Source organism: Fervidibacillus halotolerans (assembly GCF_026547205.1).
Classification (GTDB): Bacteria; Bacillota; Bacilli; order Bacillales; family Caldibacillaceae; genus Fervidibacillus; species Fervidibacillus halotolerans.
In genome coordinates, this window is the sequence record NZ_CP106877.1 from 450,001 (window position 1) to 465,152 (window position 15,152).

The 15,152-nt window shown below is 35.5% G+C and carries 13 protein-coding genes and 1 pseudogene; 10 read left to right on the plus strand and 4 right to left on the minus strand.

Annotated features, from left to right (window positions below; all coding sequences use genetic code 11):
* Positions 1 to 275 precede the first annotated feature (275 nt).
* From OE105_RS02110 to OE105_RS02140, 7 genes are all read left to right on the plus strand, one after another.
* Positions 276 to 926 (plus strand): hypothetical protein, encoded by a 651-nt coding sequence (locus OE105_RS02110; RefSeq protein WP_275421076.1) that lies wholly within the window; start codon positions 276 to 278, stop codon positions 924 to 926.
* Between the two features lie 797 nt (positions 927 to 1,723).
* Positions 1,724 to 2,671: an ABC transporter permease gene (locus OE105_RS02115; protein WP_275421077.1), complete on the plus strand. Its 948-nt coding sequence runs from the start codon at positions 1,724 to 1,726 to the stop codon at positions 2,669 to 2,671.
* Complete coding sequence (locus OE105_RS02120; RefSeq protein ID WP_275421078.1) at positions 2,668 to 3,624, plus strand: iron chelate uptake ABC transporter family permease subunit; 957 nt, start codon at positions 2,668 to 2,670, stop codon at positions 3,622 to 3,624. Before OE105_RS02115 ends, OE105_RS02120 begins: the two co-directional genes overlap by 4 nt.
* On the plus strand, positions 3,618 to 4,376 hold the full coding sequence (locus OE105_RS02125) for an iron ABC transporter ATP-binding protein (protein WP_275421079.1): 759 nt from the start codon (positions 3,618 to 3,620) through the stop codon (positions 4,374 to 4,376). The genes OE105_RS02120 and OE105_RS02125 overlap by 7 nt, the downstream gene beginning before the upstream one ends.
* 165 nt (positions 4,377 to 4,541) lie before the next feature.
* Entirely contained in the window at positions 4,542 to 5,501 is a 960-nt protein-coding gene (locus OE105_RS02130) for a siderophore ABC transporter substrate-binding protein (RefSeq protein WP_275421080.1), read from the plus strand.
* 139 nt (positions 5,502 to 5,640) lie between these two features.
* Positions 5,641 to 5,955, plus strand: coding sequence for an antibiotic biosynthesis monooxygenase (locus tag OE105_RS02135; RefSeq protein ID WP_275421081.1), 315 nt, complete (start codon positions 5,641 to 5,643; stop codon positions 5,953 to 5,955).
* A 164-nt stretch (positions 5,956 to 6,119) separates the two neighbouring features.
* Complete coding sequence (locus tag OE105_RS02140) at positions 6,120 to 7,163, plus strand: lactonase family protein (protein ID WP_275422069.1); 1,044 nt, start codon at positions 6,120 to 6,122, stop codon at positions 7,161 to 7,163.
* A gap of 77 nt (positions 7,164 to 7,240) precedes the next feature.
* Here OE105_RS02140 and OE105_RS02145 read toward each other — a convergent pair whose 3' ends face one another.
* Positions 7,241 to 7,774 carry a shikimate kinase gene (locus tag OE105_RS02145; RefSeq protein ID WP_275421082.1) on the minus strand — a complete coding sequence of 178 codons (534 nt, stop codon included), beginning with the start codon at positions 7,772 to 7,774 and terminating at the stop codon, positions 7,241 to 7,243.
* Between the two features lie 303 nt (positions 7,775 to 8,077).
* On the opposite strand from OE105_RS02145, the gene OE105_RS02150 reads away from it, so the two are divergent.
* The 3 genes and pseudogenes from OE105_RS02150 to istB all read left to right on the plus strand — a co-directional run bounded on the left by OE105_RS02150 (position 8,078) and on the right by istB (position 11,396).
* Positions 8,078 to 9,457, plus strand: coding sequence for an aspartate aminotransferase family protein (locus OE105_RS02150; RefSeq protein WP_275421083.1), 1,380 nt, complete (start codon positions 8,078 to 8,080; stop codon positions 9,455 to 9,457).
* 62 nt (positions 9,458 to 9,519) lie between these two features.
* Positions 9,520 to 10,329, plus strand: coding sequence for a MurR/RpiR family transcriptional regulator (locus OE105_RS02155; RefSeq protein ID WP_275421084.1), 810 nt, complete (start codon positions 9,520 to 9,522; stop codon positions 10,327 to 10,329).
* Between the two features lie 364 nt (positions 10,330 to 10,693).
* A pseudogene (istB, locus tag OE105_RS02160) lies at positions 10,694 to 11,396 on the plus strand (IS21-like element helper ATPase IstB).
* A 116-nt stretch (positions 11,397 to 11,512) separates the two neighbouring features.
* Here istB and OE105_RS02165 read toward each other — a convergent pair.
* The 3 genes from OE105_RS02165 to OE105_RS02175 form a co-directional block, all read right to left on the minus strand.
* A complete protein-coding gene (locus OE105_RS02165) occupies positions 11,513 to 11,956 on the minus strand; it encodes an MFS transporter (protein WP_275421085.1) in 444 nt (147 codons plus the stop codon).
* 353 nt (positions 11,957 to 12,309) lie between these two features.
* Positions 12,310 to 12,765, minus strand: coding sequence for an MFS transporter (locus OE105_RS02170; protein ID WP_275421086.1), 456 nt, complete (start codon positions 12,763 to 12,765; stop codon positions 12,310 to 12,312).
* Positions 12,766 to 13,301: 536 nt separating this feature from the next.
* Positions 13,302 to 15,092, minus strand: coding sequence for a S9 family peptidase (locus OE105_RS02175; RefSeq protein WP_275421087.1), 1,791 nt, complete (start codon positions 15,090 to 15,092; stop codon positions 13,302 to 13,304).
* Between the last annotated feature and the right edge of the window lie 60 nt (positions 15,093 to 15,152).

The following is a 15,152-nucleotide window of genomic DNA, read 5'->3' on the forward strand; positions in this document are numbered from 1 at the left end:
GTCTTCGACATGGTGATATCTGTAAAGGAGTACGGATTAATCCACGAAGATAAAAGTAGTGGATACTTTTACGAATGCTTGTCCAAATCACCATTGAAACTGAAAGTGGATCAGGGACAAACTTTAAGTTTTCGAAATATTTGATTCTCCAAAGTGATATTGTGTTTAATAATATTAAGGTTCCAATCTCGAATGATTATCATTAAAGAGATAAACAATAAGTAATTCGTTATATGTTCTATATTCTTTTTTGAAAAATATTTTCATGGGGGGATATGGGAGATATGAAAGGAATCATGTGTGAAAATGCAAAAGAACTTGCACAAAGATTACATAAGGATTTAGATACTAAAGATAGGCGCTATACTTTAAGGCCGTACAATCGATTTAACGTAAAAAAATCGATGTGGTGGATTGTTCCTTCTACTGTTTATCCTGCTTATGAATTTGGTAAATATCTGATTGACGAAAATAAAGATGGTACATTTTCCGTTGGTGTTCATATTGAAAAAGGGTTAGAGAAATCTCTTGAATATAAAAGGCATTTGATGATGAATGAAACTTGGGTATGGCATGAGTTTATCGAATCAGTAAAGAATGGGGAAATAGAAAAAATACTGCTCAATATTTACGAAAAAATGAAAGATGCAGTACAAATTGAAATAATCGTTCATATTCCAAAAGCCAACGAACAGTTAAATTATAAGCTGAAAGTCGGTCAGTTTATAAATCAAGATAAAAATCAGGCGGAGGACATTAAAGGGATTCCAGATTGGATCAACGATTTTCCGCAAATTGAATGGTTTTGGGTAGATTTTTACATTAAATTTACCTTTAAAAAGCTAAATGAACCGTCAAAAAATGAAATCACTGAGTATGAAATCGTGAAATACTTACTAGAACCGTTAGAAAAATGGATAAAATAATATTCATAAATGGTATACGGTGTGGTCATAGGATCAAAAAAACCGTAACGGAAACTAGAATAGGTAAAAATTACCGAATAATTAGTAAAACAAATATTCATTCTTTTTTTGTTTGCGAAAGAAGTTTAAACGTATGATTGATATTGTTTACGATTAGGTTGAAAGGAAAGAGAATAACCTAATGATGATTTGACATCTGGTGTAGAAATGTCATCGATTCCTTGCTACAATCAAAAAATCTACATAACTTTGATTCCATTCATAAATTTTGGTTTTTTACCGAAATTTAAAATTAACGGAATAAAGGATTTGAAAAACTTCTCCTGTTTCATTCATACAGGAGAAGTTTGTATGTATTCGTCCTTTCATGTTTGTGGTCAAAAAAATTGAAATGGAATAACTTGAAATACATACGGGACAAAAAGGAAGTCAGGGTACATTAACAAAAGTAATAGAGCCAAAGTAAAAGTACGGGATCGGTACTTTATGATTTAATAAGGGGAATCTTTATGAGGTTTAAAAATTATACCAAAGCACTAAGGTATGGGAAGAAAAGAATATAGAGAGAAAGAATCCAATAAGTTGCCGATATGAATGTGTAAGAGGCCGTTAATTTCTCATCGACTAATAAAACCTATAAAAATAGTAATAAAGCTGTTGACAATGATAATGATTATCATTACAATGTAATTGATAATGATTCTCATTATTATTTTTTTACAATAAATAATGTGAACATCGATAAAGTAAACGAATGGAACCGATCAATGAAAAAACAGTAGAGAGTGGAGCAGCGAATGAAAATACGTTACATGTTGCTAATTTTAGTGATTCTTTCCATTGTATCCGTTTTTATCGGAGTGAAGGAAATTACACCCCTTGATTTATTTAACTTAACAGATGAAACTGTACAAATTTTATTAATCAGTCGATTACCGAGATTGATCAGTATATTGATTGCCGGTGCTAGCATGAGTATTGCCGGTTTAATTATGCAACAGTTGAGTCGAAATAAATTCGTTTCTCCGACGACGGCAGGAACGATGGATTTTGCCCGCTTAGGGATTCTCGTTTCGATGATCGTATTTGCATCGAGCAGCCCTTTAGTGAAAATGGTCGTGGCTTTCATATTTGCTTTAGCAGGAACATTTTTATTTATGAAAATACTTGAGAATATTAAATTTAAAGATGCTGTTTTCATTCCTTTAGTCGGGCTGATGTTAGGAAATATTGTTAGTTCCGTTGCCACATTTTTTGCATATCGGAGCGATTTGATTCAAAATATTTCTTCCTGGTTAATCGGGGATTTTTCGTTAATCATCAAGGGGAGATATGAATTAATCTTTGTTAGTTTGCCGTTATTAATCATCGCCTATATGTATGCAAATCGCTTTACGATCGCTGGATTAGGAGAAGACTTTTCGAAAAATCTCGGATTAAATTATCGACAAGTCGTTAATATCGGCTTAAGTATCGTTGCACTGATTACTTCTTCAGTCATTTTAACGGTAGGAATGATTCCTTTCCTCGGGTTAATTATTCCGAATATCGTTTCAATTTACCAAGGAGACAACTTGAAAAAAAGTTTGTCCCATACCGCCATTCTTGGAGCCATCTTTGTTTTGTTTAGTGATATTCTCGGTCGTATCATTATTTTTCCATATGAAATTCCGATTAACTTAACCGTAGGGGTCATCGGAAGTGGAATCTTTATTTACTTGCTATTGAGGAGACAACGTACATGAATTACAAACAGAAAACATGGATTTTAGCGGGAATATCGATTCTTCTAGTTATGGCATTTTTATTTACAGATATCGATTTTGGCGGGAACTGGGAATATATTTTATCGCGAAGAATTAATAAAATATTAGCGATCGTTTTGACCGGTGCATCCATTGCTTTTTCTACCGTTGTTTTCCAGACAATTACGCAAAATCGGATTTTAACACCAAATATTATGGTTCTGGATTCGTTGTATGTATTGATCAATACGTTGATCATTTTCCTATTCGGTTCGATGACACTATTGACGATGGATCAAAATGTTCAGTTTCTAATGATCGTAGTTATCATGGTTTTATTCTCATTGCTCTTATATAAGTTTTTGTTTAAAGGAAATAATAATAGTATTTATTTTCTTCTGTTAGTTGGCTTTATTTTTGGTACGTTTTTCGATAGTTTTTCTTCCTTTATGCAAGTGTTAATCGATCCGAATGAGTTTTTAATCGTTCAAGATCGCATGTTCGCCTCATTCAATAATATTAATACGGACGTTTTGTCGATTGCGACAGTATTGATCATCGCCGTTTCTGTCTATTTTGCACGACTTATGAAATATTTGGATGTTCTCTCTTTAGGAAAGGATACGGCTGTAAACTTAGGGGTTAATTTTGATTACGTTGTTAAGCGGTTGTTGATTGTTGTGAGCATCTTGATTTCCATTTCTACAGCTTTAGTTGGACCGATTACGTTTCTCGGTTTGTTAGTTGCCAATTTATCATACGTATTTATGAAGACGTATAGACATCAATATTTGATTTTAGGAGCTGTATTCATTAGCATCATCGCCTTAGTTGGTGGTCAATTGATCGTTGAACGGATTTTCCACTTTTCAACAACATTAAGTGTCATTATCAATTTTGTCGGGGGAATTTATTTCATATACCTTTTGTTAAAGGAGAATAAAAAATGGTAGATGTTAAACATGTTACAAAACGGTTCGGGATGAAACGAGTCATTGATGATGTTTCGGTGAAAATTGAAAAGGGGAAAATTACATCTTTCATCGGTCCAAATGGTGCGGGGAAAAGTACCCTTCTTTCGATGATCAGTCGTTTGATTATGAAAGATGAAGGGGAAATTTTGATCGATGGCAAAGATGTGACAAAAAGAAAAAGTAGGGAATTAGCGAAAAAAATTTCCATATTAAAACAATCGAACTATGTAAACTTAAAGTTAACCGTTCGAGAACTCGTATCCTTCGGTCGATTTCCTTATTCCCAAGGAAAATTAACGAAGGAGGACTGGATCTTTGTCGATGAAGCAATCGAATATATGGGGTTAGAAGAGATCCAAAATGAATATTTAGATGAATTAAGTGGTGGCCAACGTCAACGGGCTTTCATCGCCATGGTAATTGCCCAAGATACGGAGTACATATTACTCGATGAACCGTTGAATAATTTGGATATGAAACATTCTGTACAGATTATGAAAACGTTAAGGAGATTAGTTGATGAGTTAGGGAAGACGATTATTTTAGTCATTCACGATATTAATTTTGCCTCGGTTTATTCTGATTACATCGTGGCGATCAAAAATGGAAAAATTATTAAGCAAGGTACGAGGGATGAGATGATTCGGAGAGAAGTTTTACAAGAAGTATACGATATGGATATGCAAGTTGAAAATTTCCGGAATTGCAAAATATGTCTATACTTCTCTTAATTTGATTCCGTCGGTTCATTTTTGGGTGGGTTGCGCGCAAAAAAATGGCTTCCATCCGCGGGGAAGCCGGTCAAATATATTTCTATACAATTATATTTTACAATAAATCATTCCTAAAAATAAATGGGATTTTCACTTAAAAAATAAAAAGAGGTGTTGTTGGTTATGAAAAAAATATCCATTTTTTCCATAATAATTGCTGTCTCCCTTATTTTATTTGCCTGTGGGGGAAAAGATGATGCGAAAAGTGATTCAACAAGTGGAAGTAATGGAGAAAAAGCAGAAGAAACGATTACGATTACCCATGAACTTGGTGAAGCGGAAGTGAAGAAAAATCCAGAAAAGGTTGTTGTATTCGATTTCAGTGCACTTGATACGTTGGATAAACTCGGTATAGAGGTAATAGGAGTTCCTAAAGGAGGGACGATTCCTTCGTATTTATCCAAATATGAAGATGATAAATATGAAAATGTCGGTACATTATTTGAGCCAGATTTTGAGAAAATTGCAGAAATTGATCCGGATTTAATTTTGATTTCTGGACGCCAGTCAGAAGTGTATGAAGATTTACAGGAACTTGCACCGACCGTTTACGTTGCGGTTGATACCCAAAATTATATCGAATCGTTTAAATCAAACATGGAAATTATCGGACAAATTTTCGGAAAAGAAACAGAAGTTGAGGACGAATTGGCAGCGATTGATGAAAAAATCGCAAGTGTCAAAGAACAAGTTACCTCTTTAAATAAAAATGCTTTAATATTGTTGACAAATGAAGGAAAAATTAGTGCTTATGGGACCGGATCCCGGTTTGGTCTCATTCATGATGTTTTAGGGTTTGAACCTGTTGATACAAATATTGAAGCATCGACCCATGGACAAAGTATTTCCTTTGAATATGTTCTGGAACATGATCCGGATTACATATTCGTCGTTGATCGGACGGCTGTTGTCGGTGGAGAAACTTCAGCTAAAGAAGTGATTGAAAATGAACTAATTAAACAAACGAAGGCATATAAAGATGGGAACATCGTTTATTTAGATCCGAATTATTGGTATTTATCTGGTGGCGGTCTCGTCTCTGTATCGGAAATGATTTCAGAGATTGAAGCAGGTATTCAATAAATCTCTGGAAGGGAAATGCTACTCCGTTCATGGAGTTGCGTTTCCTTCTTTATATCATTTTTTAGTATATTAAAACAATTTTTGGCCGGATTTTTTTTATTTTTCTATTGACCATCATTCGTGACTAGGAGGGAATAAAATGTTTGTTCAAATGAGAAAAATGACCGTTAAGGAAGGTTATGCTGAGCAAGTAGCTTCAGAATTTAATCCTCCGAAAGTTCTTCTTGAGCAGGAAGGTTTAGTAGATTTGAAAGTGCTCGTTAAAAAGGTGAGACGAGGTGAAGAAGTAGTAGTTGTTTTAATCACTTGGGAATCTGAACAAGCTTGGAAAAATTGGGAAAAAAGTGATGAACATATCGCACAACACCGAGCGAAAAGAAATCAACCGAAACCGGAATATATATTAAATATTGAAGTGGCAAGGTACGAAGTGAAGCATGTTATAACGCCTTAAAACAAATTAAAAATGAATATTCGATGATTATGGTTCGTTAACCGTTTATTGAAACTGGGGAAACGAGCCATTTTCTTTTTATGTAACCGCATTTGATTGATAAGTCGATATGGTATAATGAAAAGTAATGGAAAATAGAGGGAGGCAATAACGTGACTGACGGAATGTATTTAGGCTTTGCAGGTACATATACGAAAAAGGAAAGTAAGGGCATTTATTCCTTTTTGTTGGATACAAAGGAGGAAAAAATAAAAGCGGTTAAGGTTGCTGCGGAAATCTCAAATCCGACGTATGTTGCAATAAGTAAAGATAATCAAAATTTATATTCGGTTGCAAAGGATGAAGATCTCGGTGGAGTTGCAGCGTTTAAAATTAATCAAGAAGCGGGTAATCTTGAAGAGTTAAATCGGAAGCTTTCGGAAGGTCCATCGCCTTGCCATGTAAGCGTCAATGGGGATCGTTCAGTCGTACTAAGTGCGAATTATCATCGAGGTACGGTCGATGCCTATAGTACACTAACGGACGGTAGCTTACAAAAACTGATTGATACCGTTCAACATAAAGGGCACGGACTTGATCCGCAACGTCAAGAAAAACCCCATGTGCATTTTGCCGGGTTTACTCCCGATGAAAAATATATTGTAGCTGTTGATTTGGGTACGGATAAACTCGTAACCTATAGGTTGGAAAATGGCAATTTAACGGAAAATTCCACGTTGACTCTTCGACCGGGAAGCGGTCCAAGGCATATTACTTTTCATCCAAATGGTCGTTTTGCTTATATTATGACGGAACTTAGTTCGGAGGTCATTCAACTACAATACCATTCCAATACTGGATCCTTTGAAGAATTGCAATATATTTCTACAATTCCCGATGATTTTACGGAAAATAATCAAGGGAGTGCCATCCATATTACGAAAGATGGAAAATTCGTTTATGCGGCAAACCGTGGTCATAATAGTATTGCCCTATTCCGTGTTGATGAAACGTCAGGTAACTTAACGTTTGTTGAACATACATCGACGGAAGGGGATTGGCCGAGGGATTTTGTATTAGATCCAACGGAACGATTTCTTGTCGCTTCCAATCAAAATACAGGAAATCTCGTTTTATTTAAAAGGGATCAACAATCGGGAAAATTAACATATATTCAAGGGAATACAACTGTTCCAGAAGTCGTCTGTGTGAAATTTATCCATGAATAATCATTTGGGGGACATCAATTGTTCCCTGTAAATCATGTACAATAAGAGGGACTGTCCGAAATGAAATCAATCGAATTTCATTTCGGACAGTCTTTATTTTTTTCTTTTAATTTTTGAAAAATTGCATCTGCGATTTCGTTAATGTTTAATCCATCCGTATCGATTTTTAAATGGTGGCTTGAGTAAATGGATTTGCGAGAAAAAAATAACTCCTTAATATCCTGTTCTGATTTTCCTTGAAGAAGCGGCCGGTTTTTTAAAAGTGGTAAACGTTTTTTCCAGCTATCCCATGTGATATCTAAAAAAATAACAAAGCCTTTCTCCATACATTTTTTTTGAACGTCCATTTGTAAAAACGAACCGCCACCTGTGGAAATCACCGTGGAAGATTGGCGAAGAAATTGGCTAATGAACTTCCTTTCCGTTTCTCGAAAAGTTTTCTCTCCATAAGTGTGAAAAATGGTCTCCACGTTCATGTCAAATTTTTGTTCAATGGTTTGATCCATATCAATCCATTTTCTTTTCAGTTTAGTAGCTAATATTTTCCCGACAGAACTTTTCCCTACTCCCATAAATCCAATAAGGACAATCGGTTTCTTTTGTATGTTCATTTTCCTCTCCTTCATTGCACAAGCTTTTCTCATCATTACTTAATTGACAAAAATAAATCATCCATTTCCAATCCCATTTTACTCTTTTTTTCCAACGAAGAGAAATGGTAAATCGTATCTACCCGTTATCGAAATATGTTCATCATTATCCTCATCTAAATTTCCATATAAAAGAAAATTAAACTTCAAATTAATTTTAAAATGAAAAATTTCCTTCACAATTTCTTTTTTTCTTTGTATAATGAAGTAAATACTTCATATATATAAGTTTTGAAAGGAAAATTTCATTAAGAGGTGTTTCAATTGGCGGTTGATCAAATTTCATTTGATTTTTATGAATTTCTTCACCGAACGGAAAAATCCCGTGAATGGTTAAAAAAAGCGGTGGAAGTCATGCCTGGTGGAGTGACGGCGAATATTAAATCCTTCGCTCCTTATCCAATCATTATGAAACACGGTCACGGTGCATATTTGGAAGATGTTGACGGGAATGAATACATCGATTATTTACTCGCCTACGGTGCCCTTATGATTGGTCATAATCATCCAAAAATGAAAGAAAGGATCGTCAAACAACTCGAGGAGGATGGGACGAATTTATTTGGAACGCCCCATGAACGGGAATACCGGTTGGCAAAACGAATTCAATCGTATTATCCGAGTATGGAAATGGTTCGTTATACGAATTCAGGTACGGAAGGAACCCTGTTAGCGATTCGATTGGCAAATGCTTATACGGGAAAACAGAAAATTGCAAAATTCGAAGGGCATTATCATGGCGGATATGATAAAGTATTATTTAGTATCAATCCAGACCCAAAAAAAGCAGGTCCGATTCATACTCCGACACCAATTCCAGAATCCAAGGGAATTGATCCTTATTATGAAAAAAATATTTTAATCTTACCTTTTAACGATTTAAAGGGAACAGAGGCGATTTTAAATGAACATAAGGATGAAATTGCTGCTGTAATCATCGAGCCGATTCAAGGGGGCTTTATCCCTGCGACACCGGCTTTTATCCAAGGTTTAAGGAAGATTACAGAACAGTTGGGTATTATTCTTATTTTCGATGAAGTGAAAACTGGTTTTCGTATCGGAATTGGTGGTGCCCAATCGATGTACGGTGTAAAACCTGATTTAACCGTTTTAGGGAAAGTAATCGGTGGCGGTTTTCCAATCGGTATTGTCGGCGGGAAAAAGGAAATTATGATGGAAAGTGGACCGAAACATTCATCCGACGTTTTTGATGTGAGCCAGGGCAAGAAGACGACGGCTACGGAAGTTTTATTCCATAGTGGGACGTATAATGGGCATCCGACGATTTTAGCGGTGGCCGATACCGTATTGGATATTTTGGAAGAAGAAGGGAAAGAGGTGCTGAAAAGGACGGAACGATTGAAGAAAGGGTTGGAAGACTTATTCCGCAAAAGGGGAATCCCTATGCAAGCTCTCGGCAAAGGGACCATTTTTAGCGTCGTTTTAACGGAAAAGGACGTAAAAAATTATCGAGATTTACAAAACTCAAATTTATCATTACGAAAGAAAATCGACTATTTATTATTAAATGAAGGGATTTATACGAAACCGATGAATCGATATAGTTTATCCGTGGCCCATGGGGATCGGGAAATTGAAAGGACGTTGGATGCGTATCAGAACGTTTTATACAAAAAGCTGTAATATGTCAGGTGATGGAGATGCGATCAAGTGTTTATGAAAAAATGATCGAAAAACGGGAGGAAATGAGCAAGTCACAAAGAAAGATTGCTAATTATATTATCGATCATCCGGATGTAGCTCCCTTTTTGACGGCTTCGAAACTGGCGCATAACGTCGGGGTCGGGGAGGCAACGGTGATCCGCTTTGCCGTATTTCTCGGTTATCAAGGGTATCCGGATTTCCAATGGCATCTTCAAGAAGCATTGAAGAGGAAATGGACCTCCGCTGAACGATTTGAAAAAACGACGGAAGGAGGCGATTCTTCTCCTTCTGAGGTGTGGCAGGAAGTGTTATCCGATGATATTCAAAACATAAAGTCGACGATGGACAATATTGATCACGATGACTTTCAGCAAGCTGTTCAAGCCATTATTGAGGCGAAGCGGATATACATCGTCGCTTACCGAAGTGCCCAGTCGATCGGGCAATTTCTCGAATTTTATTTAGATCTCGTTTTGCAAAATACGGAATTGATTCGGCAAGCGGATGGAGTTTCCGAACATTTGTTAGATATTAATGAACGGGATTTAGTCATCGGAATGGGTTTTTCCCGCTATACGAAACGAACGGTCGATATTTTAAAATATGTTCGAACTCGAGGGGCAAAAACGTTAGTTATTACCGATCACGTCATGAGTCCCCTTGCCCCCCTTGGCGATATTCAATTATTCACTTCCGTTGACATCAATTCCTTTATCGATTCTTTCACCGCTCCTTTGAGTATGATCAATGCACTAATTACAGCGGTGACGAGAAGTGAACAAGGGAAGGTTAAAAAACGGTTGGAACAATTGGAAGACTTGTGGGATAATTTTCAAGTTTTTTATGAATAGTGGTTCCCTTTAATTAATAAATAGTCCAGTACATTTTTAAATGAAAATGGAACTTCACATGAACTAAGCTTTATTCTTATTTTTTAAAGATGTATTTCGAATTTGATCCACGAAAAAAAGGCGGTGTGTTTTGTGTAAAACAATTTGCTAGACCAAAAGAAAAAAGGTAGGATATTCTCTGATTTGGACAAAAACATTCTAGAGAAAGGAGAACCCTACCTATGTCTAAAAGTATATCGAATATTTACTGGGCAAATCAACTGGAAAGCCACTATGCCTGAAGCCTCTAGGGAACTTAGTCAGTATGATCGATTTTTCGAGTCCACCGGAGGTGAAAGATAAGTGGAAACGCAAATTAAAGAGTATGCCAAAAAAACTAAAACTAAGTTGGATCCCAGCGAATTATCAAACGATTCAAGCAGAAACACATGAGGAATATTTACTGAAGCTGTTTGCGCACGAAGTGCAACACCGAGAGGAAAGAAGAATCAATTTATTACTGAAACAAGCAACATTACCCAAAATTCCGAATAAGCCTTTTGATTAGAAGGATATTCAGTTAGCTCCAGGCATTAAAAGGAAATATGTCCTTCAAGGCGATTTTATCGAAAACCAAGAAAACCTTATTTTTTATGGTGGAGTCGGAACGGGAAAGACGTTCCTTTCCACTCTCATTTTGATAAATACCATTAAGAAAAAGGGAAAGAAGGTGAAGTTTTATACTGTAGCTGCGCTAGTGAATGCGTTATTAGAAGCAAATGACAAGGGATCACTGGGCAAATTTCTCAAACAAATCGAAAAATTAAACCTCTTGACATAGACGAATTGGGCTACATCCCCCCCTGCATAAACAAGGAGCAGAATTGTTATTTCAAATCATATCCATGTGTTATGAAGCGAAAAGTATCATCGTAACGACAAATTTACAATTTGGGCAATGGAATAATGTATTTGGTGATGCAATATTAACGGAAGCAGTGATTGATCGATTAATCCATCACTCCCATTTAATCATTTTTAAAGGCGATAGTCATCGCTATAAAGATTCAATCTCACTCAACCAATAAAGGAATTTGGCTAGTGCCATTTTTAATTGCCATTTCATGCATTTTTCTTGCCAAAAACATACTTTTGTACCGTGATAATCATCAACGGTAGTATCTTTTCTTATTACAACCAGATTTTAGCCGATGGATTTTTCTACTCTAACTAAAGATGATTTAATTTTTTCATTAAGATTAAAATTTCTAATAGTAGAGGACATGAAGGCATATAACGCTACAAAAGTATATATAAAAGCACCGATTAAAAATATATTTACCATGCCAATTTTATCTGCCAAATAGCTTCCTGCAACTAATGCTATTATATATATGGATTGTAAGATGATATTTCTTACGGCAAAAACTCTTCCCAAAACTCTCCTATCTGCATATTCTTGAATAAGAGATTCCTGTATAACATTTCGAACCTGGGATGGTATTCCAATTAAAAATGAATAAATAACCGCTAATAAAGCAAAAGAATTTAATCCATAAACTAATGTAATAATCGCAACTGCAAGGGAGGCATAGATTAATACTTTTCCGCCCAATTGTTTAATTTTCAGAGAGTACTTTGCAGTCAATAAACCACCAATGATGATCCCCCAAAAATACGCAGCTCCCTAGAATCCCCACCATTCTTCATTTAAATGAAGCACTTCAACTGTAAAAGCTAATAGAAAAGTAGGGACCCAAATAATATTAGCCAGGTTTTCTATCATATCCATTATCGTTATGGATTTAATCGTTTTATTCTCCCCAAAAGGTTAATACCTTTTATTAGTTAGTTATAGATTGAATCTTTTTCTTCTAAGCTTTTTTCACTGTATGAAGTTTTAATAAAGTAAATTAAAAATCCGGAAATCAAATAGGCAAAAGAAATTGTATACACTGACATCTCTACACCTAACATTGATGCAATTGGTACGGCGACAACCTAAGAAGATGTTAAAACAATTTGCATCGTACTTAAAAGAATACTGTTTGCTTTTAGAAGCAAAGATTTTTCTATAATACTAGGAACTATAGCTTGTCTTGCTGGCTTGAAGAAACTGCTTATAACATTGAGAAGAAAGGTCACTATATAAATTGTAAATATACTTAGTCCGAAAACACTTGTAGTTATTGATAACATAAGCATGATCAAAAAACTCAAGAAACTGGAAAAAATCATTACGTTTTTATGTGAAATTTTGTCTAAAAAACTACCTGCAATAAATCCGCCTATGATCGAACCCAACGTACTTACAACTAATACAAGAGTAGCTCCACTTACCGTAATGGTAGTACTATAAACATAGGAAATTAATGCTACATTAAATAAAACGCTAGCAAATAAATTAAAGATTTGACTTGCCATGATTAAATTAAAATTAATATTAAATATTTTCATCGCTATTTCCTCAGGATAATTTTTTATATGTACAATTCAAACTACGTATATTTTTCTTTATTTTATTAATACAATTTCTATACGAAATTTTCAAATAAATATTGACATAAATAGTCAAACGATAAATAATTCTAAAAAATATTCTTTTAAAAAAATAGATACTAATCTTAAGAGGTATTAAAAGAGAAGCCTTAGGAGTCGAATGAACCTATTTTATTTTAAATTAAGTTATAATGTATGAAAAAAGTCAAAGGCAAGAATTAGCCATTGACTTTTTATTTTGGAGTTGATATTAAATTGTTGCCGATTTTAGTAATAAATTGATTTTCCGTTCTTCACGCTGGATGATCCCTAATTCGAAGGGTTTTATTCAACATTCTTCATGAGTTCTGACGTTAACCTGATAATCATGTTCACGAATTCAACTCAGTTTCAATCTTTTGGCATATTGTTGAATGAGATGATTTATATTCATCACCCTTTCTGAGAACGTGGAGGTATCAGATTGGCAACTCACATTAGTCAATAATTGTTCATTAGTTGATCATTTCATCAAAAAAATGTAAAATCTTCCGATATACCTTTATTTCGTTTTCTTTTTTGCTAAATCCATGTCCTTCATCTTCTAAAACGATATAGTCCACCCTTCGTCCTTTTTTTCGCAGGGCTTCAACAATTTGATCCGATTCCGCTTTTACGACTCGAGGATCGTTAGCTCCTTGGATAACGAGCATCGGTTTTGTCATCCCATCCAAATATGTAATGGGCGAATGTTCCTTTAATAATTCTTTATCCTTTTCCGGATGACCGACCCACTGATCCATAAATGGTTTCCAAAATTCCGGTACCGTTTCGATGAAGGAAAATAAGTTGCTAACGCCGAATATATCGACGACTGCTTTAAAGTATTCCGCATGCCTACCGTGTAATAAAAGGGCCATGTATCCTCCGTAACTTCCACCCATTAACAAAATTTTATCCCGTTTCGCGTATCCCTTTTCAATGAGAAATTCTAAGCCTGCCACATTGTCTAGGCGCGGTCCATGTCCCCAATTCCGTTCGACCATTTTCATAAAGGATAGTCCGTAATTTGACGATCCTCGGAAATTGGGGGCAAATATTGAATAGCCGCGATTAACGAGGAATTGAAATAAGCTTCTGAACCATTTTCTTTCCAACGATTGGGGACCACCGTGGGGCCAAAGAATGACATGGTCGTTGGAATTTTCCGGTTTTGCTTGAAAGAATAAAGCTTCGATTTCCAATCCGTCATAGGATGGATAAGTGAATACTTCCGGTTCTACCAGTTGTTCATCAGCCACTCCCGGAATACGAAAATGGGTTAACTCCTTCCAGCTGTTCCCTTGATCCGTCGAGTGAAAAATATTGTTAGGCCGAATTGCCGAACGACCGAGGACATAAAGATTTCCACTTTCTGCGACGATGATTTTTTCCACAACACTCGTTGGTAGTAAAATTTCAGTTGTTTTTTTCGTATTTAAATCAAAGGCATATAAACGATCTTCCACACCGTAGGAACCGATTAAGTAAAGTAATCGATTTTTTTTATCGTATTTTATCGTTCGTAAATCTTCTTTTTCGATTTCCAAAATTTTTTCAAATTGTTTCGTTTCCACATTAAACTTTGCCAAATAACATAAGTCCGCATCGTAATTCGTTAAAAAATAAATCTCCGTTTCCGAAGTATAAACGATATCAGAAACGATTTGTTGTAGATCTTCTTGCGGTGTTATTAAATAATGTTTTCCTCCCGTTTGTACGTAACCTAAAGAAGACGTATTTCCAAATTGCTTGACGAATGTAAAACTTTGTTCATCAGGACTTACGGCAGCGATAAAGGTCGGTACTTCTTTCCCTTCCAATAACCGGGTTTCATCACCTGTCTCAATATTGTATAAATAGGAATTTAAATAGGTCGGATTTCCTTTCGTTCCGGTATAGTATAGTCGTTTACCATCTTCAGAAAGATGAATAAAAAAGTGTCGCTCATTTTCCTTTACACGGAGGGGGACCAGTTCTCCACCGTATGGCGGTATCGCATATAATTGGGTGTTTTCATCCCCATCCCGGTCGAATCCAGCCACGATAAATCGACCCTTTTTTTCATAATATAATGCTTGACACGGTTGATTGTGAAAAGTTAAAGGATAAGGAAATTCATTTGGCAAATCCATTGCCCATAGGTTATAGTTTCCATTTAAATTTGTGCTTAGTACCAGTTGCTTTTCGTCATTACGTACAACAAAATCTTGAACATTCAACGTGCGGAAAAATTGTTCCACATCCGGTTTGGAAAACTGAATCATTATAAACCTCCTTTATTGTTAATTATTTTTATTCTAACATAAGGTTATATCATATTAAAA

Excerpts from the sequence above, each read along its gene's own strand:
- OE105_RS02110 (WP_275421076.1), top strand. The coding sequence starts at position 276 with ATGGGAGATATGAAAGGAATCATGTGTGAAAATGCAAAAGAACTTGCA.
- OE105_RS02115 (WP_275421077.1), top strand. The coding sequence starts at position 1,724 with ATGAAAATACGTTACATGTTGCTAATTTTAGTGATTCTTTCCATTGTA.
- OE105_RS02140 (WP_275422069.1), top strand. The coding sequence starts at position 6,120 with ATGTATTTAGGCTTTGCAGGTACATATACGAAAAAGGAAAGTAAGGGC.
- OE105_RS02170 (WP_275421086.1), bottom strand. The coding sequence starts at position 12,765 with ATGAAAATATTTAATATTAATTTTAATTTAATCATGGCAAGTCAAATC.
- OE105_RS02125 (WP_275421079.1), top strand. The coding sequence starts at position 3,618 with ATGGTAGATGTTAAACATGTTACAAAACGGTTCGGGATGAAACGAGTC.
- OE105_RS02130 (WP_275421080.1), top strand. The coding sequence starts at position 4,542 with ATGAAAAAAATATCCATTTTTTCCATAATAATTGCTGTCTCCCTTATT.
- OE105_RS02175 (WP_275421087.1), bottom strand. The coding sequence starts at position 15,092 with ATGATTCAGTTTTCCAAACCGGATGTGGAACAATTTTTCCGCACGTTG.
- OE105_RS02155 (WP_275421084.1), top strand. The coding sequence starts at position 9,520 with ATGAGCAAGTCACAAAGAAAGATTGCTAATTATATTATCGATCATCCG.
- OE105_RS02120 (WP_275421078.1), top strand. The coding sequence starts at position 2,668 with ATGAATTACAAACAGAAAACATGGATTTTAGCGGGAATATCGATTCTT.
- OE105_RS02135 (WP_275421081.1), top strand. The coding sequence starts at position 5,641 with ATGTTTGTTCAAATGAGAAAAATGACCGTTAAGGAAGGTTATGCTGAG.
- OE105_RS02145 (WP_275421082.1), bottom strand. The coding sequence starts at position 7,774 with ATGAACATACAAAAGAAACCGATTGTCCTTATTGGATTTATGGGAGTA.